We start from the raw sequence: 18,150 nt of genomic DNA on the forward strand, positions 1-18,150 counted from the left end.
TTTCGCGGCCGAACCCGGCGCTGGCACCGGCCGTGCAATGCAGGAGACGGAAGCGCCCTTTGGCTGCTCCTTCGCCCATCCACTTTCCGGAGACAAGACATGCTCTATGCCAAGCCAGGCGCCGCCGGCGCCCCCGTCGCCTTCAAGAGCCGCTACGACAACTTCATCGGCGGCAAGTTCGTGCCGCCGGTGCGCGGCCAGTACTTCGACGTGATCAGCCCCATCAACGGCATGCCCTTCACGCAGGCCGCGCGGTCGACGGCCGAGGACATCGAGCGCGCGCTGGACGCCGCGCACGAGGCCGCGCCCAAGTGGGGTCGCGTGCCGGCCGGCGAGCGTGCCAACGTCCTGCTGAAGATCGCCGACCGCATCGACGCCAACCTGGAGAAGCTGGCGTACGCGGAGACCGTGGACAACGGCAAGGCGATCCGCGAGACGCTCAACGCCGACATTCCGCTGAGCTCCGACCACTTCCGCTACTTCGCCGGCTGCCTGCGCGCGCAGGAAGGCAGCCTGAGCGAGATCGACCACGACACCGTGGCCTACCACTACCACGAGCCGCTGGGCGTCGTCGGCCAGATCATTCCCTGGAACTTCCCGATCCTGATGGCGGCGTGGAAGCTGGCGCCCGCGCTGGCCGCCGGCAACTGCGTGATCCTGAAACCCGCGGAATCCACCCCCGTCTCCATCCTCGTGCTGGTGGAACTGATCGCCGACCTGCTGCCGCCCGGCGTGCTGAACGTGGTCAACGGCTACGGCAAGGAAGCGGGCATGCCGCTGGCCAGCAGCAAGCGCATCGCCAAGATCGCTTTCACCGGCTCCACCGCCACCGGCAAGGTGATCGCGCAGGCGGCGGCGGCCAACCTGATCCCGGCGACGCTGGAGCTGGGCGGCAAGTCGCCCAACATCTTCTTCGACGACGTGGTGGCGCAGGACGACGAATTCCTCGACAAGGCGATCGAGGGCCTGGTGCTGTTCGCGTTCAACCAGGGCGAGGTCTGCACCTGCCCGTCGCGCGCGCTGATCCAGGAGTCGGTGTACGAGCGCTTCATGGAGCGCGCCTTGAAGCGCGTGCAGGCGATCAAGCAGGGCAGCCCGCTGGACACCGAGTCGATGATGGGTGCGCAGGCCTCGCTGGACCAGATGAACAAGATCCAGTCCTACCTGAAGCTCGGGCGCGAGGAAGGCGCCCAGGTGCTGGCCGGCGGCGAGCGCGCCAGGCTGCCAGGCGACCTGGCCGAGGGGTACTACATCCAGCCGACGCTGTTCAAGGGCCACAACAAGATGCGGATCTTCCAGGAGGAGATCTTCGGCCCCGTGCTGGCGGTCACCACCTTCAAGGACGAGGCCGACGCGCTGCAGATCGCCAACGACACGCCATACGGCCTGGGCGCCGGCGTTTGGACGCGCGACGGCAGCCGCGCCTACCGCATGGGCCGCGCCATCCAGGCGGGACGCGTGTGGACCAACTGCTACCACGCCTACCCGGCGCACGCGGCCTTCGGCGGCTACAAGGAATCGGGCATCGGCCGCGAGACCCACAAGGTGATGCTGGACCACTACCAGCAGACCAAGAACCTGCTCGTGAGCTACAGCCCGAAGGCGCTCGGCTTCTTCTGACGCGGCCCGCGGCTCCAGCGCGGAGCGCGGGAGGACAGGCTGGTGTTAACCCCCGTCCGCGGCGGGGGCGAAGCTCCTATCCTGCACTCCCGCCACCCGCTCCCGGAGCCGTCCCATGCTGCGTCGCTCTTGTGCCTTCACCCTCGCCAGCCTCGCGGCGGCACCGTTGCTGTGGTCGGGCAACGCGCTCGCGCAGAACGAACCGCTGCGCGTCGGCTTCCTCACGGTACGCACCGGCCCGCTGGCCGCCGGCGGCCGGCAGATGGAGGAAGGCATCCAGCTGCTGCTGAAGGAACGCGGCGGCATGCTCGCCGGCCGCAAGGTGGACCTGGTCATTGCCGACACCGGCGGCAATCCGGCCGGCGCGCGCACCAAGACGCAGGAGCTGGTGGAAAAGGAGAAGGTGGCCGTCATCATCGGCCCGCTCGCCACCTTCGAGGCGCTGGCGATCGACGACTACATCCTGCAGGCCAAGGTGCCGCTGATCACGCCGACCTCCGCGGCGCAGAACGACCTGGCGCAGCAGAAGAAGAACGACTACGTGATCCACGCGGTGGGCACCGCGGCCCAGCCCACGCACGTGCTGGGCCAGTACGCGGCGAAGAAGCTGGGCATGAAGCGCGTGGCGCTGATCGCCGACGACTTCGCCTACGGCCACGAGGGCGCGGCCGGCTTCTTCAAGTCCTTCGAAGACAACGGCGGCAAGGGCGTGCAGCGCCTGTGGCCGCCCTTGAACGCCGCCGACTACGGCAACTACATCGCGCAGCTCAAGCAGAACGTCGACGGCGTGTACGCGGGCTTCGCCGGCACCAACGGCGTGCGCTTCCTGAAGCAGTACAAGGAATACCAGCTCAAACCCATCGTGCTGGGCAACCCCACGGCGGTCGACGAGGGCATTCTCAAGCTGATGGGCGACGAGGCGCTGGGCGTGTACTCGGCCAGCTGGTATTCGGCCGGCATCGCGACGCCCGACAACGAGCGCTTCGTGAAAGCGATCCAGACCGAATACAAGGCGACCCCCGGCTTCTACACCGCCGGCACTTACACCGCGGGCCTGTGGCTGGAAGCGGCACTGAAATCCATCAACGGCAAGTTCGAGGACAAGCCCGCCTTCGTGCGCGCCCTGCACACTGCGAAGCTGACCAGCGGGCCCATGGGACCGATCCGCCTCGATGAATATTCGAAGCCGGTGATGAACATCTACATCCGCAAGGTGGAGCGCAAGGACGGCCAGCTGGTGAACACCATCGTGGAGACCATCCCGGACGTGTCGCAGTTCTGGACCTACGAGCCGAAGGCCTTCCTGGCCATGCCGGCGTATTCGCGCGAGAGTCCGGCGGCGAAGAACCTGGAGTAACGCCCCGAGGCGCTACTGGCATTCGGGGCGGCAAAGCTGCGCGTGGGTGGTCCGCGGGCCCGTTGCTTTGGCGTTCGGGGCGGCAAAGCTGCGCGTGGGTGGTCCGCGGGCCCGTTGCTTTGGCGTTCAGGGCGGCAAAGCTGCGCGTGGGCGGGCTGCGGCGCGATGGCTACGGCGTTCGGCGCGCCGCTGCGCGGCACTACCGAATGCCCTGCGCTGGGCGACCCCGCGACCCCGTCAAGCCATGACTGCATCGCGGCCGTCGTGGGTCGCGGGATCACCCACCGCAGGCGCCTGTGCTTTATTCGCGCCGCAGCCCGCCCACGCGCAGCTTTGCGTCAGAGCACTGGCGCATCACCGATGGCACACCACGACCGTTCCCACAACGTCGCGCACGGCCGGGTCACGGGGCGAATAAAGCACAGGCGCCCGCGGTGGATGGTTTTGCGGCCCACACAGGCACCGATGCCACTCCGTGTTGCCCGGGCCGCAAGACCTTCCAGCGCGGGGGATTCGGTAGCGCCGCGCAGCGGCGAGCCGAACGCCGTAGCCATCGCCCCGTGACCCGGCCGTGCGCGACGTTGCACCCCCGGGCGTCGTGCGCAAGGATTTGCGCTCCCTCAAAAAAGCGGCCTGCCCCCGCGAAGGGGCAGGCCTTACACAGTGGCGGACCGCCGTCCGCCACGGGGGTGATCAAGCTCCGGCTTCGACCGTGTCGGCCGCTTGCACGCGCGTGCGGGCGGCGCGCTTCTCGCGTGTCTGCAGGAAGAACACCAGCAGCTGCCAGGCGATGAACACGCCGATCAGGCCCATCAGCGTGCCGGCGATGGGGCGCGTGAAGAAGGTGCCGAAGCTGCCGCGCGACAGCAGCAGGGCGCGGCGGAAGTTCTCCTCCAGCATCGGGCCGAGGATGAAGCCGAGCATCAGCGGGGCCGCGTCCAGTTCCAGCCGCATCATCAGGTAGCCCATCAGGCCGAAGGCGGCGGTGATGAAGATGTCGTCGACGTTGTTGTTGACGCTGTACGTGCCGATGCAGCAGAAGAACAGGATGCAGGGGAACAGCACGTTGTACGGCACCTTGAACACCGACAGCCAGTAGCGCACCAGCGGCACGTTCAGCACCAGCAGGAACACGTTGCCGACCCACATGGAGGCGACCAAGCCCCAGAACAGCTCGGGGTGGCCGGCGATCATGTTGGGGCCGGGCTGGATGCCCTTGATGATGAAGGCGGCCATCATCAGCGCCATCACCGCGTTCTCCGGGATGCCGATGGACATCAGCGGGATGAAGCTGGTGCGGGCGGCGGCCTCGTCGGCTGCGGCCTGGCCGGCCACGCCTTCGATGCAGCCGGTGCCGATCTCGTGCTTGTACTTGCTGACCTTCTTGTCGATGGCGTAGGCCGCGAACTGCGCGATGGTGGGGCCGCCGCCGGGCAGGATGCCCAGGAAGGAGCCCACCACGCTGCCGCGCAGCGCACTCGGCCAAATCCGCTTGAACTCCGCCCAGGTGGGCATCAGCTTGATCTTGCCGTTGAAGGGCGATCGCTCCTCGCCCGAGTCGATGTTCTTGGTGATCTCGGCGATGCCGAAGCAGCCCAGCGCGATGCTCACGATGCCGATGCCGTCCGCGAGGAAGGGCAGGTCCATCGTGAAGCGCTGCGTGCCGCTGTTGACGTCGGTGCCGATCTGTCCGAGCAGCACGCCGATCAGGCACATGGCCATGCCGTTGAGGAGGCTGCCGGTGGTCACGAAGCTCACGCAGACGAAGCCGACCATCATCAGCGCGCAGTAGTCGGCCGGGCCGAACAGGAACGCGACTTCGCCCAGCACAGGTGCGAGCCAAGCCAGCACGAGGATGGCGACGGTGCCGCCGATGAAGCTGGAGAAGCCCGCGGTGAACAGCGCCAGGCCGGTCTGGCCCTTGAGCGTCATCGCGTAGCCGTCGATGCAGGCCACGATGGAACTCGCGTGCGGGATCTTCATCGTGATCGCCGACACGCTGTCGCCGTACTGCGCCCCGTAGTAGATGCCGGCCAGCATGATCAGCGCGCCGGTGGTGGGGATCGAGTACGTCAGCGGCAGCAGGATCGAGATCGTCGCCAGCGGGCCCAGGCCGGGCAGCAGGCCGACGAGCGTGCCCACCGTGCAGCCGATGGCGCAGTACATCAGGTTGTGGAGCGTCAGGGCGTGCGAGAAGCCGAACGCGAGGTTGTGCAGGACGTCCATGTCAGTACAGGGGCAGGTTCATGCCGAGGAGTTTTGCGAACACCAGCGCCATGAGCACCAGCCCGATCGAGATCTTCACGTTTCGCTTCCACGAGTAGTTGGAGCCGGCCAGGGTGGCCACGAACACCATGAAGACGATGGCCACCGTCATGTTGACGAGCAAGGTCACCACCGCGAAGCCGATCAGGCTGGCCAGGATGATCCCGATGTTGCGCGGGTTCAGGCTCAGGACCTGCTTTTCCACGTAACGCGAGCGCACCACGGTGGCGACGCCGATCAGGAACAGCATGGAGCTGATCAGCACAGGGAAGAGGCCGGGGCCGGCGCGCCCGAAGTCCCCGATCGGGTACTTCAGCGCCGTCAGCCCGAAGGCCAGCGAGATGGCCATGAGGAACAGTCCTCGGGCCAGGTTACGGTCGTTCAACATGGTTCATCCGGTTGCGGCGCGCGCGGATGCGCGGCGACTCTGGATGGTCGGCGGGGGCCGCTGACCGGAAACTGACCGCGCCCCGGTGGCTTCTACTTAGGGGAAGACCACATGGGCCCGCCACCGGGCTGCGGAATGGCCGGAAACGCGATCTCGCAGACCCAGCCGCGGCCGCCCTCGCCGCTGCGCAGCGCCATGCGCGCGTTCATGAGGCGCGCGTACTGCGCGACCAGCGCCAGCCCCAGGCCGACGCCCTTGCCCAGCAACTGGCCTGCCTCGCCCTGCGTGCCGCGCGCGGCCAGCGCCACCTGCTGCTCCTGCGGCATGCCCGGCCCGTTGTCCTGCACGGACAGCAGCACCTGCCCGCCGGACTGCTCCACCGCCACGGTGATCGACGGCGAGGGGCCGGCCGCGCCGTAGCGCAGTGCGTTGTCGATCAGGTTGTTCAGGATGCCTTCCAGCAGCGTGGGCTCCGCCGCCACCCACACCGGCGCGTCGATGCCGCGCGCGCCCAGGTCCACCCCCGCCGCGTCCGCGCGGCGCAGGAAGCGCAGCACGGCCTCGCGCACCGCGGCGTCCAGCGCGATGGGCTCCAGCAGCAGCCGGCTTTCCGCCTCGGCGGCCAGCGCCACCGCCAGCAGCCGGTCGATCAGCGACGTCGCGCGGATCTCGCTCGCGGCGATGGAGGCGAGCTGCGCGCGCCACACCGCCGGGTCGTCGTGCCGCAGCCCATAGTCCGCCAGCGCGCGGATGCCCGCCAGCGGCGTGCGCATCTCGTGCGCCACGTTGCCGGCGAATTCCTTCTGCGCGCGGATGCTGCGTTCCAGCCGCTGCAGCAGCCCGTTGATGGCGGTCGCGAGCGACTGCACGTCCAGTGTCGAGGCCTCCGCCGGCAGCGGCGCCAGGTCGTGCGAGCCGCGGTCCTCCAGTGCACTGCGCAGCGTGGCGAGCGGTTGCACGTCGCGCCGGATCGAGCGGTGCAGCCAGGCCGCCAGCAGCGCCAGCAGCACGATCTGCGGCAGCAGCGAATACAGCAGCAGCTGCCGCAGCTCGGCATCGCGCGAACTGGTGGTCTCGGCCACCGTCACCTCGAAGCGCGCGGGCGTGTCGCTGCGCAGGGCCACCGCGCGCAGCAGGCGGCCCGCGAAGCCGACGTGCTCGAAGTGGAACGCGCGGTCCGCCGGGGGCGCCGGCACGCGCAGGTCCTGCTCGCCGGCGAGCAGCACGCCGTCCGGTCCGCGCACGCTGAAGTACAGGGTCTCGGCCTGGTCGAACAGCACGCGCTTGACTTCGTCCGGCGTCAGGTCCAGCTGCAGCCGGCCGCCCACCTCGTGCACGTGCGCCGCCAGCAGGTAGGCGTCGTCCAGCAGCGAGCGGTCGAAGGCGCGCTGCGCGAAGTACTGCGCCACCGCCAGCGACACCACCGTGCCGGCCAGCCAGGTGAGCGCCAGCGGCAGCAGCACCGTTCGCAGCAGGCGCCGGCCCAGGGTGGGCGGCACGGGCAGGCTCACTCCTGCGGCTCCACCAGGTAGCCGAGCCCGCGCAGCGTGCGGATCTGCGCGCCGGAGCCGGCCAGCTTCTTGCGCAGGCGCGAGATGAAGGCCTCCAGCGCGTTGTCGGGCAAGAGCTCGTCCAGGTCGGACAGCTTGGCCGACAGCTCGCGCTTGCTGCACACGCGCCCGGGCGGCGTCATCAGCTCCCACAGCACCTCGAACTCGCGCGCGGGCAGCTCCAGCAGCTGGCCCTGCAGCTCGAACTTGCGCGCCGCGCGGTCCAGCGCGAGGTGGCCGACGGCGACCCGGTCGCTGCTGCCCGCGGCCCGCCGCACCAGGGCGCGCAGCCGCGCCTCGACCTCGTCCAGGTCGAAGGGCTTGCCCAGGTAATCGTCGGCGCCGGCGTTCAAGCCGGCGATGCGCTCGTCGGTGCGGTTGCGCGCGGTGAGCACCAGCACCGGCGTGCGGTCGCCGCGCGAGCGGGCGGCGCGCAGCAGGGTCAGCCCGCTGCCCAGCCCGGCGTGCGCGCGGTCGCTGAGCGGCAGGTTCAGGTCCAGCAGCACCACGTCGAAGGCCTGCACCCGCCACAGGTGGTCGGCAAGCTCCAGCGTGGCGGCTTCGTCCACGCGGTGGCCCTCCTCGCGCAGGCGCCGCAGCATCACGTCACGCAGGACCGCATCGTCTTCGACCAGCAGGATTCGCATGGCGCGATGGTAGCGGCCCGACCTGACCGCAAGCACGCACAATGCGCTGCGTGAGCTTCCAACGCATCTACCTGGCCGGACCCGACGTGTTCCGGCCCGACGCCGCCGAGCACGGCCGCCGCGTCGTGGCGCTGTGCGCCCAACACGGCTTCGAGGCCGTGTTCCCCCTCGAAAGCGCACTGCCCACGGGGCTGCCCCCGCAGGCGCTGGCCCGCCACATCTACCAGGCCAACATCGCGCACATCGCCGCCTGCGACGCGGTGCTGGCCAACCTGGAATTCTTCCGCGGCCCGGAGCCGGACAGCGGCACCTGCTTCGAAGTGGGCTACGCGATCGCGCTGGGCAAGCCGGTGGTCGGCTACGTGCCCGAGTCCGGCAGCTTCGCCGAGCGCATCCGGCAGCGGCATCCGCACGCGGTGGGCGACGGCCTGGTCGATGCGGCGGGCTGGCAGCTGGAGGAATTCGGCCTGCCCCTGAACCTGATGCTGGGCGTGCCGTGCCGCATCGTGGTGGGCGGCCTGGGCGAGGCGCTGCAGGCCCTGCGTGCGTTAAGCTGAAAAAAGGAAGCCCCTCCCCCAACACGACGCCGACCCACGATGCAAGCCCGCCCCTCCCCGCGCTCTCCCGCCCGCAGGCAGGCCCTGCTCGCAGCGGCAGGCTGCGCGCTGGGTTTCGCGCTGCCGGCCCGCGCCCAGGCCTATCCCACGCGCCCGATCCGCATCGTGGTGCCCTTCACGCCCGGCGGCTCCAGCGACGTGCTGGCCCGCGCCATCGGCGTCGAACTCTCGCGCATGCTGCACCAGCCGGTGCTGATCGACAACGTGCCCGGCGCCGGCGGTTCGCTGGGCGCCGAGAAGGCCGCGAAGTCGGTCCCGGACGGGTACACATTGCTGATGGGACACACCGGCACGCTGGCGATCAATCCGGCCGTGTACCCCAAGCTCGGGTACGACCCGCTGCGCGAGTTCACGCCGGTGGCCTGGGTGGCGCGCGTGCCCAACGTGCTGGTGGTCAATGCGTCGGTGCACGCCCGCAACCTGCATGAACTGGTGGCGCTGGGCAAGACCAAGCCGGGCAGCCTGGCCTACGGCTCGGGCGGCAACGGCAGCGCGGCGCACACCACCATGGAGTACTTCAAGATGCAGACGGGCACGTCCTTCCTGCACATCCCTTACCGCGGCACGGCGCCCTCGGTGTCCGACCTGCTGGCCGGCCAGGTGCAGGTGCTGTTCACCGGCGTGCCGGCGCTGCTGCCGCACATCAGGGCCGGCAAGATCCGCGCGCTGGCGGTGTCCAGCGCGAAGCGACTCGCGGTGCTGCCCGACGTGCCGACCGTGGCCGAGAGCGGCCTGCCCGGCACCGCCGGTTTCGAGGCGGACCAGTGGTACGGCCTGGTCGCGCCGGCCGGCACGCCCGCCGACATCGTGGCGCTGCTGAACCAGCACGTGAACAAGGCGCTGGCTTCCGAGGAGGTGCGCGCGCGGCTCGCCGCCGAGGGCGCGGAGCCGACGCCGGCCACGCCGCAGGCCTTCGGCGCGCTGATCGCGCGCGAGATCCCGCGCTGGGACAAGGTGGTGCGCAACGCGCGCATCACCGTCGACTGACCGCCACCAGGAGAACGACGAATGAGGACACTCGCCCATGGGCTGCTGGCCGGCCTCCTGGCCCTGCTGCATGTCGCCGTCAGCGCGCAGGCGCCGGCCGGCAAGACCGAGGTGCTGTGGCTCGGGCAATCGGCCTTCCGCATCACGACGCCCGGCGGCAAGGTGATCGTGACCGATCCCTGGCTGCGGCTGAACCCGCTGACGCCGCCCGAATACAAGAACCTGGAAGCCCTGGGCAAGATCGACGTGCTGCTGGTGACGCACGGGCACTTCGACCACTTCGCCGACGCGCCTGCGCTGGCCGTGATGCACCAGGTGCCCATGCACGCGCCCGGCGACATGAACCAGACCGTCGGCCTGCTGGGCATCCTGCCCGCCAACCTGGTGCCGCGCTTCAACAAGGGCGGCACCATCACGCCCGCGCCGGGCATCAAGGTGACCGCGGTGCACGCGGAACACTCGTCCATCCTCGTGTGGAAGAACCCGGCGACCGGCAAGGACGAAGTGCATCCGGGCGGCGAGCCCGTGGGCTTCATCATCGAACTGGAGAACGGTTTCCGCATCTGGCACATGGGCGACACGGGCCTGTTCGGCGACATGCGCTTCATCGCCGAGTACTACAAGCCGGACCTGGTGCTGATGCCCATCGGCGGCCACTTCACCATGGCGCCACCGGATGCGGCGCATGCCACGCGCGAATGGATCAAGCCGCGCTTCGTGATCCCCATGCACTACGGCGCCAACCCGCTGGGCAGGGGCACGCCGGAGGAGTTCGTGCGGGCGCTGGGCGAGACACCCACCCGCGTGCTGCCACTCAAGCCCGGGGAGAAGGCGAGCTTCTGAAGAATCGACTCGCCGCGCCCATGCAGGACCTGCGCAGCCTCTCCGCGGAATTCCCCTTCGCCGGCCGCCTCGAAGCGATCTTCCTGCGCCCTGCGCGCGGCGTTCCGGCCCAGGCCGTGCAGGAAGTGCAAGCACTGGAAGGACTCGGCCTGGAAGGCGACCGCAAGGTGAGCGGCCGGCGCGGCGGCAAGCGCCAGGTGACGCTGCTGCAGGCCGAGCACCTGCCGGTGATTGCGACCCTGCTGCAACGAAACGCGATCGACGCCGCGGACCTGCGGCGCAACCTGGTGGTGTCCGGACTCAACCTGCTGGCCGCGCGCACGCTGTTCGCCGACCGGCCGCTGCACCTGCGCATCGGCGACCAGGTGGTGCTGGAAATCTCGGGCCCCTGCGAGCCCTGCTCCAAGATGGAAGAGCGCCTGGGCGCGGGCGCGTACAACGCGTTGCGCGGTCACGGCGGCGTGACGGCACGCGTGCTGCAAGGCGGCAGGCTGGCGGTGGGGGATGGGGTGCGGTGCGGGGTGGGGGTGTAGCGAGGGCGGCCGACTGCGTGGCGAAGGTGCGGCCGAAAACATTTCCTGGCGAGAACACTGGGCAGCCTGAAGCGCGAGCTCGGCAGCCTGGAGCGCATCGCTTGGTGGACGAGGGTGTCCGGCAGGAGCTCATCCTCGACGTGTTCGGCCCTCGGCGCGGCGCTCACGCGCGCAGTGCAGTGGGCATGGCCGAGCTTCCCGTCGAGATTCCCGTGGAGATCGAGAGTGAAGTCGAGCTTCTGCCGCACGCAGGAAGACTATGCTGGTGCCGCCCTCTCGCCGCTGGCCCGTGCGGGCGTTGGCCCCGCCGTCGAACCGATGGCTGTCCCTGCGGTCGAGGTGGCGCGTCCAGTCACCAAGGCACAAGGAGTCCCCATGGCAAGCTACAAAGTCGGATACCTGGTCGGAAGCCTGTCTTCCACGTCGATCAACCGCCTGCTGGCCAAGGCGCTGTCCAAGCTGGCACCGCCGGATCTGCAACTGGTCGAGATTCCGATCCGCGACCTGCCGCTCTACAGCCAGGACTACGACGCCGACTACCCGCCGGTGGCGCGCGCCTTCAAGAAGGCGATCGCCGACTGCGACGCGGTCCTGTTCGTCACGCCCGAATACAACCGCTCGATCCCCGGCGGCCTGAAGAACGCGATCGACTGGGCCAGCCGGCCCTGGGGCCAGAACTCGTTCGCGCGCAAACCTTCGGGGGTGATCGGCACCTCGCCCGGCTCCATCGGCACCGCGGTCGCACAGAGCCAGTTGCGCGGCGTGCTGTGCTTCTGCAATTCGCCGCTGATGAACAACGTCGAGGCCTACATCCACTTCAAGCCGGGCCTGATCAGCGCCGAGGGCGAGGTGTCCGACGAGGGCACGGCGGAATTCCTGCGCAACTACATGACCGAGCTGCAGTCCTTCATCGAGCGCGTGCTCACGGTGCTACCGCGCAAGCCGGCCTGAGCCCCCGCACCGGAGAAGAGCCATGATCGACAGCCAGCTTGCCCCTTACGCCGCCCTGCTGCTGCGGCTGTGCCTCGCCGCGCTCTTCTTCGCGCACGCCATGCTCAAGGTGCGCGTGTTCACCATCCCCGGCACCGTGAAGTACTTCGAGTCGCTCGGCCTGCCGGGCTGGTTCGCCTACCTCACCATCGCGGCGGAACTCGGGGGCGCGGCCTGCCTGCTGCTGGGGATCTGGCCCCGCGTGGTGGCCCTGCTGCTGGTGCCGCTGATGCTGGGGACGATCGTGACGGTGCACGGCAGGAAGGGCTGGCTGTTCAGCAACACGGACGGCGGCTGGGAGTTTCCCGCTTTCTGGGCGGCGGCGCTGTTCGTGCTGTTCCTCCTGGGGGACGGCGCCGCCGTGCTCCTGCACTCGCCCTGGCCAAGGGAAGCCTGACGCGGCGATGCCAGGTCGCCTGTCACCTGGGGTGCGCACGCGACACCTGGAAGGCGCGGTCAACCTCCTGCGCCCATACCTGGTGCAGGAAGCGCCGGATGCCGTCTAACATCCACCCACCTGGTCCGACTGCCATGCGCATCCAAGGCTCCTGTCACTGCGGCAACATCAAGTTCCGGCTCGACTGGCAGCCGGAGCCGAACGAAGTGCCGGCGCGCGCTTGCGGCTGCACGTTCTGCCAGAAGCATGGAGGGGTCTGGACTTCGTGTCCGACCGGAAGCCTTGCCGTCGAGGTGGGCGATCCTTCGCGCGTGAGCCACTACGCCTTCGGAACGAAGACCGCCACGTTCCACATCTGCGCCGTGTGCGGCGCCGTCCCCGTCGTCACCAGCGAGATCGGTGGGAAGACCTACGCCGTGGTCAACGTGAACACCTTCGAGGGCCTGGATCCTGCGCTGCTGCGGCGCGCCACTGCGAATTTCGACGGCGAAGACGAAGCCGCGCGCCTGGCGCGCCGGGCGCGCGGCTGGATCCCCAGCGTTCGGTTCGTTCAGCGCGGTGACGCCACCCCGCTTCCGGCCGATGCGGCCCCAACCTGAGATCCGCGGAACCTGCATGCCACTGGCGCCCATGCCGCACCTCGGATCTCGCCAGGCCGCAAGATTTCCTGAGCGCCTGCCGGGCGTGCTCCATTGCTTGGCAGAATCCTGCAAAGTCCGGCGGCCCGCCACGCAAACACCAGCCCTCAGAGTCCAGTTGTGCGCTTCATCGAAACGAAAATCCCCGCACCCGTCATCGCCGCCGCAGCAGGCGCAACCATGAAGTTCTATGCGACGGCATCGGGCGTGGCCATCGACGCCACGGCGCTGCGCATGGTCCTGGGGCTGGGCATCGCGCAGACAAGCGCCGTGGTGGCGGTGGCCGCCGTGACCTCGATGCTGCTCGCACGCACCACCATGAATCCGCTCGACCCCACCAAGGCCCGCAACCTGGTCACGGGAGGCGTGTTCCGGCTGTCCCGCAATCCGATGTACCTGAGCCTGCTTCTCCTGCTGGTGGCCTACGCGGTCAGGCTCGATTCGCCGGCCGTGTGGCTCGGCCCGCTGGTCTTCATCGCGTACGTCACCCGCTTCCAGATCCACCCGGAGGAAAGGGCGCTCACGGCCAAGTTCGGAGAGACCTACCTCCGGTACCGGATGCGCACGCGCCGCTGGCTCTGAGGCCTGCCGCCACGTGCACGGGGCTCCCCGCGATGCCGCCGCGTACACTGCCTCGTCATGGACAGGAACCCCAGCGTTCGGTTCTTCGACGAACAGTTCCGCCGCCAGGTTGCAGCCGGCGACCACGCGTTGAATCCTTTCGAGGCCGCCGCCCTCCCCCATCTGCACGGCGCGGTGCTGGACTACGGCTGCGGGCTGGGCAACCTGGCTGTGGAGGCCGCCCGGCGCGGCTGCAAGGTGCTCGCCCTGGATGCCAGTGCAACGGCGATCGACCATCTCCGCGAGGTCGCGGCACGCGAAGGCCTGCCCCTTCGCGCCGCCGTCGCGGACTTGCGCACGCATGCCCTCACGGAACACTTCGACGCGGTGGCGTGCATCGGCCTGCTCATGTTCTTCGACTGTCCCACCGCCCTGGCGCAGCTCTCGCACCTGCAGGCCCATGTCCGCCCCGGCGGGGTGGCGATCGTGAATGTCCTGGTGGAAGGGACGACCTTCATGGACATGTTTTCACCTGATGACTACTGTCTGTTCAAGCGGGATCAGGTGAGCGATCGGTTTGCCGGCTGGCAGCTGATCTCGGGCGAACGGCAGGAATTCGCCGCGCCGGGCGGCACGCGCAAGGTCTTCGAGACGGTGGTCGCCCGCAAACCCGATGAGGAGCGCCCCGAACGGCGCGTGACACGCAATGCAAACCCTTCCCGTCCTTGAATCGACGTTGACATGCCCTTACTGCGGCTTCGTGTCGGTCGAGGTGATGCCGACCGACGCCTGCGTGTACTTCCACCAATGCGCCGGGTGCCAGGCCATGCTGCGCCCGAAGGCCGGCGACTGTTGCGTCTTCTGCTCGTACGGGTCGGTGAAATGCCCGCCGGTGCAAGGGACAGGGTCGTCTTGCTGTCGCAAGGAGGCAGAGTGAAACTCCCGACATGAAGACCCAGTACTACACGGCGACCAGCCTCGATGGCTTCATCGCCACCGAAGACGATTCGCTGGAGTGGCTGTTTCCCCTCGGAGACATCGCCGACACCAGCTACCCCGCGTTCATCGCCCAGGTGGGCGCATTGGCCATGGGGTCGTCCACCTACGAGTGGATGCTGCGCCATGCCGCGAAGGTCGCCGCGCAGACCGGCTCCCGGTGGCCCTACACGCAGCCCGCCTGGGTGTTCACGCACCGCAAGCTGGCCGCCATCGACGGCGCCGATGTTCGCTTCGTCCAGGGTGACGTCCGGCCCGTGCATGCCGACATGGCTCAAGCCGCCGGCACCAGGAACATCTGGATCGTCGGGGGCGGCGACCTGGCCGGGCAGTTCTTCGATGCAGGCCTTCTCGATGAGGCGATCGTCCAGGTCGCGTCGGTCACGCTCGGGAAAGGCAAGCCGCTCTTTCCTCGCCGCGTCACCAGCCCGCCCTGGAAGCTGACGTCCGTGCGGCAAGTCGGCACCGGCTTTGCGGAACTGCGCTACCAGTTGCCTACGCCTGGTGCCGAAGGTGCCGCGTCATGAAGACCGCTGTTCTCGTGATCGATGTCCAGCAGGGACTCTGCGTTGGCGCACAAGCCGCACATGACTGCGCGGGGACCATCGATCGCATCAACTCGGTCACGCGTCGCGCGCGGGCGTCGGGTGTCCCGGTGGTCTTCATTCAACACGAGTCACGCAGCGGATACCTGGAGCACGGCTCTGCTGACTGGCAACTGGCAACACGCGTGCAGGCGGAGCCAACCGACTTGCGCGTCCGGAAGACGACGCCCGACGCCTTTCTGGGAACGGACCTCCTTGCGCTGCTGCAGGCGCGCGGCGTCCAGGAGCTGGTGGTCTGCGGTATGCACAGCGAATTCTGCGTGGACACGACGACGCGCAAGGCGCTCGCGCTCGGCTATCCGGTCGTGCTCATCGCCGACGGCCACACGTCGGCGGGCAACGAGGCGATTTCACCCCTGCAGGTCATCGCGCACCACAACGCCACGCTGACGAACATCTCGAGCTTCGGGCCGCGGGTGAGGACCGTGCTTGCGGACGAATTTCAGGTTGCAGCGACGTGAGGCTTCATGGAGCCGAGGCAGGGTGGGGATGTCGAATCTTCGCCGCCGTTGAAGAGCAGGAGAATCGGACTACGCGCGGAAATGTCGTGCTATAAGGCGGGCGCCGGAAGTCACGGTCCACATCATTCCCTGAAAGGGGTACGCGATGAGAACATGGAATCTCCGTCGTGTGGTGCTGCTGTCCGCCTGCCTGCTCGCGGCACCACTTGCACTGGGTCAGGGCGGAAGTGTCGAGCAACAGATCTCGGCGCTCTCCGACCAGATGATCCAGGCGAATCTCAAGGACGACACCGCCTTCTACGAGAAGTACTACGCCGAAGATGCCACGATCGTCCACGGCAACGGCAAGGTGTTCACCAAGGAACAGGAGCTCGCGGACCTCAGGTCCGGCGCCCTGAAGTACGAGTCCATCGACGTCCGCGAAAGAAAGATCCGTGTGTACGGCGACACGGTGGTCGTCAGCTTCCTGATCACGTTCAAGGGATCGCTCAGCGGACAGGCGTTTCCGCCGACCGACCTGCGCAGGACGGTGGTCTGGATCAGGCAGAACGGCAATTGGAAGGTCATCGCCTGGCAGGTGACGCGGGCGACCTAGCGACAGGCATGCTGGCGACGGCCAGCGGAGTGCGGAGGCGGACACCATGACGATCCAGTTCTTCGACGAGAGCAACGTCGCCACCCAGGCACTGCCACGCTCCGTCGCCACGCGTGCCGGTGACTTCGTCTTCGTTTCCGGCCAGGTCGCCCGGGACGACAATGGCGTCCTCGTCGAGGGCGGGATCGAAGCGCACACCCGGCAGGCGATGAAGAATGTCGCCCATGCCCTGGCATTGGCCGGATGCACGCTTGCCGACGTGGCGAAGGTCACCGTCTGGCTGCACGACGCGCGCGACTTCGGCGACTTCAATCGCGTCTACGCCGAGTTCTTTCCCGGCCCACGGCCCGCCCGTTCCACGATCCAGGCGACCAACATGGTCGGCACCAGGATCGAAATCGAAGTCATCGCGTTCAAGCCAGAGGAGAGCGATCCGGGCGTCCGGCATTCCTGGCTGTGAGCCATTGCGTGGTCGCACGGGCAGAGCCTCGGCGAACGCCGTTCAGCGCTCCGCGATGTAATGCTGCGTGGTGACGGCCTCGCCCTCACGCAGGAATTCGCGCACGCGCGCCTCCACCTCCTCGTCGGCCAGGGTCGCCCGCGCGCGCTGGTGCAGGTAGTCGGCCCACGAAGCGACGATGAAGCGCTCCACGTAGCGGGACGGATCGCCCAGGTCGCGGTACACCCGCCACAGCGTGGCGCCGTCGCGCCGCCGCGTGGCGCGCAGCTGGCCCACGGCATGCAGGAACTCCTCGGCCTCGCCGGGGCGGATGCGATAGGCCACCTCCACCGACACCGGGCCGTCCTCGGGCAGTGGCTGGTCGTGGATGGACAGGTCTTCCCACAGCGCCACCGGCGTGATCTCCTGCGCGTCGCCCATGCGCAGCGGGAACCAGCGCGCGAGCACGATGCCCGCGACGAGCACCAGCGCCGCGAGGCTGAGCGCCAGCGCCAGCCCGGCGGCCGCCGACACCGCGCCCCAGAAAGCCGAGCCGATGGCGAACGAACCGAGCGCGCTGAGCGTGTGCAGCGCCACCGCGCGCGAGCGCACCCAGGGCGGCGCGCTCGACTGCGTGGCCGTGTTGAAGGTGGCCATCACCGCCATCCAGGCCGCGCCGCCGATGGCCAGCGCCACGAACACCACGGCGGGAATGCGCACGAAGGCCGCGATCAGCATCACCGCGCCGAACACCAGGCAGCCGATGGCCACCAGCCGCTCCATGCCCAGGCGCGCGCGCAGCCTGCCCAGCACCAGCCCCGCGGCGACCGCGCCGGTGCCCAGGCAACCCATGAGGAAGCCGAAGCCGGTGGCGCCCAGCTTGAGCTGCTGCGCCGCGATGGCGGGCAGCAGCGCCCACAGGGCCGACCCCGCGCCGCTGTAGGCGACGGTGCGCAGCAACTGCGCCAGGATCACCGGCGAATGGCGCGCATAGCGCAGCCCGGCGACGGTGCCGCTCCACAGGCGCTCGGGCGGCAGCGGCGACTTCTTGTGCGCGGCGGGCGGCCAGCGCCGCACCGCCTGCATCATCACGAGCGCGCTGGCCACCGCGATGGCGAACACCCAGCCCGCGCCGAACCCGGCGAACACGAAGCCGGCGATCGAAGGGCCCAGCGCCCGCGCGCTGTTCCAAGCGATCGACATCGCGGTGATGGCCTGCGGCATGTCCTCGCGCGGCACCGTGTCCGCCACGCTGGTGTTCCAGGCCGGCGACAGCAGCGCCGTGCAGCAGCCGGCGGCGAACGTGAACAGCAGCAGGGTCGCCGGACCGGCCCACCCGAGCAGGGCGAGCAGCGACAGCACGATCACGATGCCCGACTGCACCCCCAGCGCCGTCACGATGAGCCGCCGCCGGTCCGTGGTGTCGGCCAGCACGCCCGCGGGCAGCGCGAGCAGGAACATCGGGAAGAACACCGCCGTCTGCACCAGGGCCGCCAGGAAGGACGAGCCCGTGAGTTCCACCATCAGCCACGAAGCCGCCATGACCTGCATGGCGTTGCCGGTGAAGTAGATGGCGCTGCCGGCCCACAGGCCGCGGAAGGCGGGCTGGCGCAGGGCCGACCAGAGGGAGTGGGATGCAGGTGCGGATGCGGAAGCCATCC

General features: G+C 68.9%; 21 protein-coding genes. 16 read left to right on the plus strand and 5 right to left on the minus strand.

Going from position 1 to position 18,150, the window contains the following annotated elements; genetic code table 11:
• Window positions 1–99: 99 nt before the first annotated feature.
• Together exaC and AC1DSA_RS01110 are read left to right on the plus strand one after the other, a co-directional pair.
• Window positions 100–1,620, plus strand: coding sequence for an acetaldehyde dehydrogenase ExaC (gene exaC, locus AC1DSA_RS01105; RefSeq protein ID WP_477885182.1), 1,521 nt, complete (start codon window positions 100–102; stop codon window positions 1,618–1,620).
• Window positions 1,621–1,735: 115 nt separating this feature from the next.
• Window positions 1,736–2,977, plus strand: coding sequence for an ABC transporter substrate-binding protein (locus AC1DSA_RS01110; protein ID WP_477885184.1), 1,242 nt, complete (start codon window positions 1,736–1,738; stop codon window positions 2,975–2,977).
• A 693-nt stretch (window positions 2,978–3,670) separates the two neighbouring features.
• On the opposite strand, the gene AC1DSA_RS01115 is transcribed toward AC1DSA_RS01110, so the two are convergent.
• The 4 genes from AC1DSA_RS01115 to AC1DSA_RS01130 form a co-directional block, all read right to left on the minus strand.
• Window positions 3,671–5,203, minus strand: coding sequence for a tripartite tricarboxylate transporter permease (locus tag AC1DSA_RS01115; protein WP_477885186.1), 1,533 nt, complete (start codon window positions 5,201–5,203; stop codon window positions 3,671–3,673).
• A 1-nt stretch (window position 5,204) separates the two neighbouring features.
• A complete protein-coding gene (locus AC1DSA_RS01120; RefSeq protein ID WP_477885188.1) occupies window positions 5,205–5,630 on the minus strand; it encodes a tripartite tricarboxylate transporter TctB family protein in 426 nt (141 codons plus the stop codon).
• Between the two features lie 92 nt (window positions 5,631–5,722).
• Window positions 5,723–7,141 carry a sensor histidine kinase gene (locus tag AC1DSA_RS01125; RefSeq protein WP_477885190.1) on the minus strand — a complete coding sequence of 473 codons (1,419 nt, stop codon included), beginning with the start codon at window positions 7,139–7,141 and terminating at the stop codon, window positions 5,723–5,725.
• Window positions 7,138–7,827 (minus strand): response regulator transcription factor, encoded by a 690-nt coding sequence (locus AC1DSA_RS01130; RefSeq protein WP_477885192.1) that lies wholly within the window; start codon window positions 7,825–7,827, stop codon window positions 7,138–7,140. Before AC1DSA_RS01130 ends, AC1DSA_RS01125 begins: the two co-directional genes overlap by 4 nt.
• 50 nt (window positions 7,828–7,877) lie before the next feature.
• Here AC1DSA_RS01130 and AC1DSA_RS01135 point away from each other — a divergent pair, with 50 nt between their 5' ends.
• The 14 genes from AC1DSA_RS01135 to AC1DSA_RS01200 all read left to right on the plus strand — a co-directional run bounded on the left by AC1DSA_RS01135 (window position 7,878) and on the right by AC1DSA_RS01200 (window position 16,510).
• Window positions 7,878–8,384, plus strand: a complete 507-nt coding sequence (locus AC1DSA_RS01135; RefSeq protein ID WP_477885194.1) for a nucleoside 2-deoxyribosyltransferase — start codon at window positions 7,878–7,880, stop codon at window positions 8,382–8,384.
• 39 nt (window positions 8,385–8,423) lie between these two features.
• On the plus strand, window positions 8,424–9,431 hold the full coding sequence (locus tag AC1DSA_RS01140; protein WP_477885195.1) for a Bug family tripartite tricarboxylate transporter substrate binding protein: 1,008 nt from the start codon (window positions 8,424–8,426) through the stop codon (window positions 9,429–9,431).
• 21 nt (window positions 9,432–9,452) lie between these two features.
• A complete protein-coding gene (locus AC1DSA_RS01145) occupies window positions 9,453–10,274 on the plus strand; it encodes a metal-dependent hydrolase (protein WP_477885197.1) in 822 nt (273 codons plus the stop codon).
• A gap of 20 nt (window positions 10,275–10,294) precedes the next feature.
• Complete coding sequence (locus tag AC1DSA_RS01150) at window positions 10,295–10,807, plus strand: MOSC domain-containing protein (protein WP_477885199.1); 513 nt, start codon at window positions 10,295–10,297, stop codon at window positions 10,805–10,807.
• Between the two features lie 375 nt (window positions 10,808–11,182).
• Window positions 11,183–11,758 (plus strand): NADPH-dependent FMN reductase, encoded by a 576-nt coding sequence (locus AC1DSA_RS01155; RefSeq protein WP_477885201.1) that lies wholly within the window; start codon window positions 11,183–11,185, stop codon window positions 11,756–11,758.
• 22 nt (window positions 11,759–11,780) lie between these two features.
• On the plus strand, window positions 11,781–12,194 hold the full coding sequence (locus AC1DSA_RS01160) for a DoxX family protein (RefSeq protein WP_477885203.1): 414 nt from the start codon (window positions 11,781–11,783) through the stop codon (window positions 12,192–12,194).
• 134 nt (window positions 12,195–12,328) lie between these two features.
• Window positions 12,329–12,793 (plus strand): GFA family protein, encoded by a 465-nt coding sequence (locus AC1DSA_RS01165; RefSeq protein WP_477885205.1) that lies wholly within the window; start codon window positions 12,329–12,331, stop codon window positions 12,791–12,793.
• Between the two features lie 219 nt (window positions 12,794–13,012).
• Complete coding sequence (locus tag AC1DSA_RS01170; protein ID WP_477885207.1) at window positions 13,013–13,414, plus strand: methyltransferase family protein; 402 nt, start codon at window positions 13,013–13,015, stop codon at window positions 13,412–13,414.
• 57 nt (window positions 13,415–13,471) lie between these two features.
• A complete protein-coding gene (locus AC1DSA_RS01175) occupies window positions 13,472–14,122 on the plus strand; it encodes an SAM-dependent methyltransferase (RefSeq protein ID WP_477885208.1) in 651 nt (216 codons plus the stop codon).
• Window positions 14,100–14,330: a GDCCVxC domain-containing (seleno)protein gene (locus AC1DSA_RS01180; protein ID WP_477885210.1), complete on the plus strand. Its 231-nt coding sequence runs from the start codon at window positions 14,100–14,102 to the stop codon at window positions 14,328–14,330. Before AC1DSA_RS01175 ends, AC1DSA_RS01180 begins: the two co-directional genes overlap by 23 nt.
• A 10-nt stretch (window positions 14,331–14,340) precedes the next feature.
• Window positions 14,341–14,916 carry a dihydrofolate reductase family protein gene (locus AC1DSA_RS01185; RefSeq protein ID WP_477885212.1) on the plus strand — a complete coding sequence of 192 codons (576 nt, stop codon included), beginning with the start codon at window positions 14,341–14,343 and terminating at the stop codon, window positions 14,914–14,916.
• On the plus strand, window positions 14,913–15,455 hold the full coding sequence (locus AC1DSA_RS01190; protein WP_477885214.1) for a cysteine hydrolase family protein: 543 nt from the start codon (window positions 14,913–14,915) through the stop codon (window positions 15,453–15,455). The genes AC1DSA_RS01185 and AC1DSA_RS01190 overlap by 4 nt, the downstream gene beginning before the upstream one ends.
• A 145-nt stretch (window positions 15,456–15,600) precedes the next feature.
• Window positions 15,601–16,050, plus strand: coding sequence for a nuclear transport factor 2 family protein (locus AC1DSA_RS01195; protein WP_477885216.1), 450 nt, complete (start codon window positions 15,601–15,603; stop codon window positions 16,048–16,050).
• A gap of 46 nt (window positions 16,051–16,096) precedes the next feature.
• Entirely contained in the window at window positions 16,097–16,510 is a 414-nt protein-coding gene (locus AC1DSA_RS01200) for a RidA family protein (RefSeq protein WP_477885218.1), read from the plus strand.
• Window positions 16,511–16,552: 42 nt separating this feature from the next.
• On the opposite strand, the gene AC1DSA_RS01205 is transcribed toward AC1DSA_RS01200, so the two are convergent.
• A complete protein-coding gene (locus AC1DSA_RS01205) occupies window positions 16,553–18,148 on the minus strand; it encodes an MFS transporter (RefSeq protein ID WP_477885220.1) in 1,596 nt (531 codons plus the stop codon).
• Between the last annotated feature and the right edge of the window lie 2 nt (window positions 18,149–18,150).

This window comes from Ramlibacter sp. P4_H7 (assembly GCF_056400765.1).

Excerpts from the sequence above, each read along its gene's own strand:
- exaC (WP_477885182.1), top strand. The coding sequence starts at position 100 with ATGCTCTATGCCAAGCCAGGCGCCGCCGGCGCCCCCGTCGCCTTCAAG.
- AC1DSA_RS01110 (WP_477885184.1), top strand. The coding sequence starts at position 1,736 with ATGCTGCGTCGCTCTTGTGCCTTCACCCTCGCCAGCCTCGCGGCGGCA.
- AC1DSA_RS01115 (WP_477885186.1), bottom strand. The coding sequence starts at position 5,203 with ATGGACGTCCTGCACAACCTCGCGTTCGGCTTCTCGCACGCCCTGACG.
- AC1DSA_RS01120 (WP_477885188.1), bottom strand. The coding sequence starts at position 5,630 with ATGTTGAACGACCGTAACCTGGCCCGAGGACTGTTCCTCATGGCCATC.
- AC1DSA_RS01130 (WP_477885192.1), bottom strand. The coding sequence starts at position 7,827 with ATGCGAATCCTGCTGGTCGAAGACGATGCGGTCCTGCGTGACGTGATG.
- AC1DSA_RS01140 (WP_477885195.1), top strand. The coding sequence starts at position 8,424 with ATGCAAGCCCGCCCCTCCCCGCGCTCTCCCGCCCGCAGGCAGGCCCTG.
- AC1DSA_RS01145 (WP_477885197.1), top strand. The coding sequence starts at position 9,453 with ATGAGGACACTCGCCCATGGGCTGCTGGCCGGCCTCCTGGCCCTGCTG.
- AC1DSA_RS01150 (WP_477885199.1), top strand. The coding sequence starts at position 10,295 with ATGCAGGACCTGCGCAGCCTCTCCGCGGAATTCCCCTTCGCCGGCCGC.
- AC1DSA_RS01155 (WP_477885201.1), top strand. The coding sequence starts at position 11,183 with ATGGCAAGCTACAAAGTCGGATACCTGGTCGGAAGCCTGTCTTCCACG.
- AC1DSA_RS01160 (WP_477885203.1), top strand. The coding sequence starts at position 11,781 with ATGATCGACAGCCAGCTTGCCCCTTACGCCGCCCTGCTGCTGCGGCTG.
- AC1DSA_RS01165 (WP_477885205.1), top strand. The coding sequence starts at position 12,329 with ATGCGCATCCAAGGCTCCTGTCACTGCGGCAACATCAAGTTCCGGCTC.
- AC1DSA_RS01170 (WP_477885207.1), top strand. The coding sequence starts at position 13,013 with ATGAAGTTCTATGCGACGGCATCGGGCGTGGCCATCGACGCCACGGCG.
- AC1DSA_RS01175 (WP_477885208.1), top strand. The coding sequence starts at position 13,472 with ATGGACAGGAACCCCAGCGTTCGGTTCTTCGACGAACAGTTCCGCCGC.
- AC1DSA_RS01180 (WP_477885210.1), top strand. The coding sequence starts at position 14,100 with ATGCAAACCCTTCCCGTCCTTGAATCGACGTTGACATGCCCTTACTGC.
- AC1DSA_RS01185 (WP_477885212.1), top strand. The coding sequence starts at position 14,341 with ATGAAGACCCAGTACTACACGGCGACCAGCCTCGATGGCTTCATCGCC.
- AC1DSA_RS01190 (WP_477885214.1), top strand. The coding sequence starts at position 14,913 with ATGAAGACCGCTGTTCTCGTGATCGATGTCCAGCAGGGACTCTGCGTT.
- AC1DSA_RS01195 (WP_477885216.1), top strand. The coding sequence starts at position 15,601 with ATGAGAACATGGAATCTCCGTCGTGTGGTGCTGCTGTCCGCCTGCCTG.
- AC1DSA_RS01200 (WP_477885218.1), top strand. The coding sequence starts at position 16,097 with ATGACGATCCAGTTCTTCGACGAGAGCAACGTCGCCACCCAGGCACTG.
- AC1DSA_RS01205 (WP_477885220.1), bottom strand. The coding sequence starts at position 18,148 with ATGGCTTCCGCATCCGCACCTGCATCCCACTCCCTCTGGTCGGCCCTG.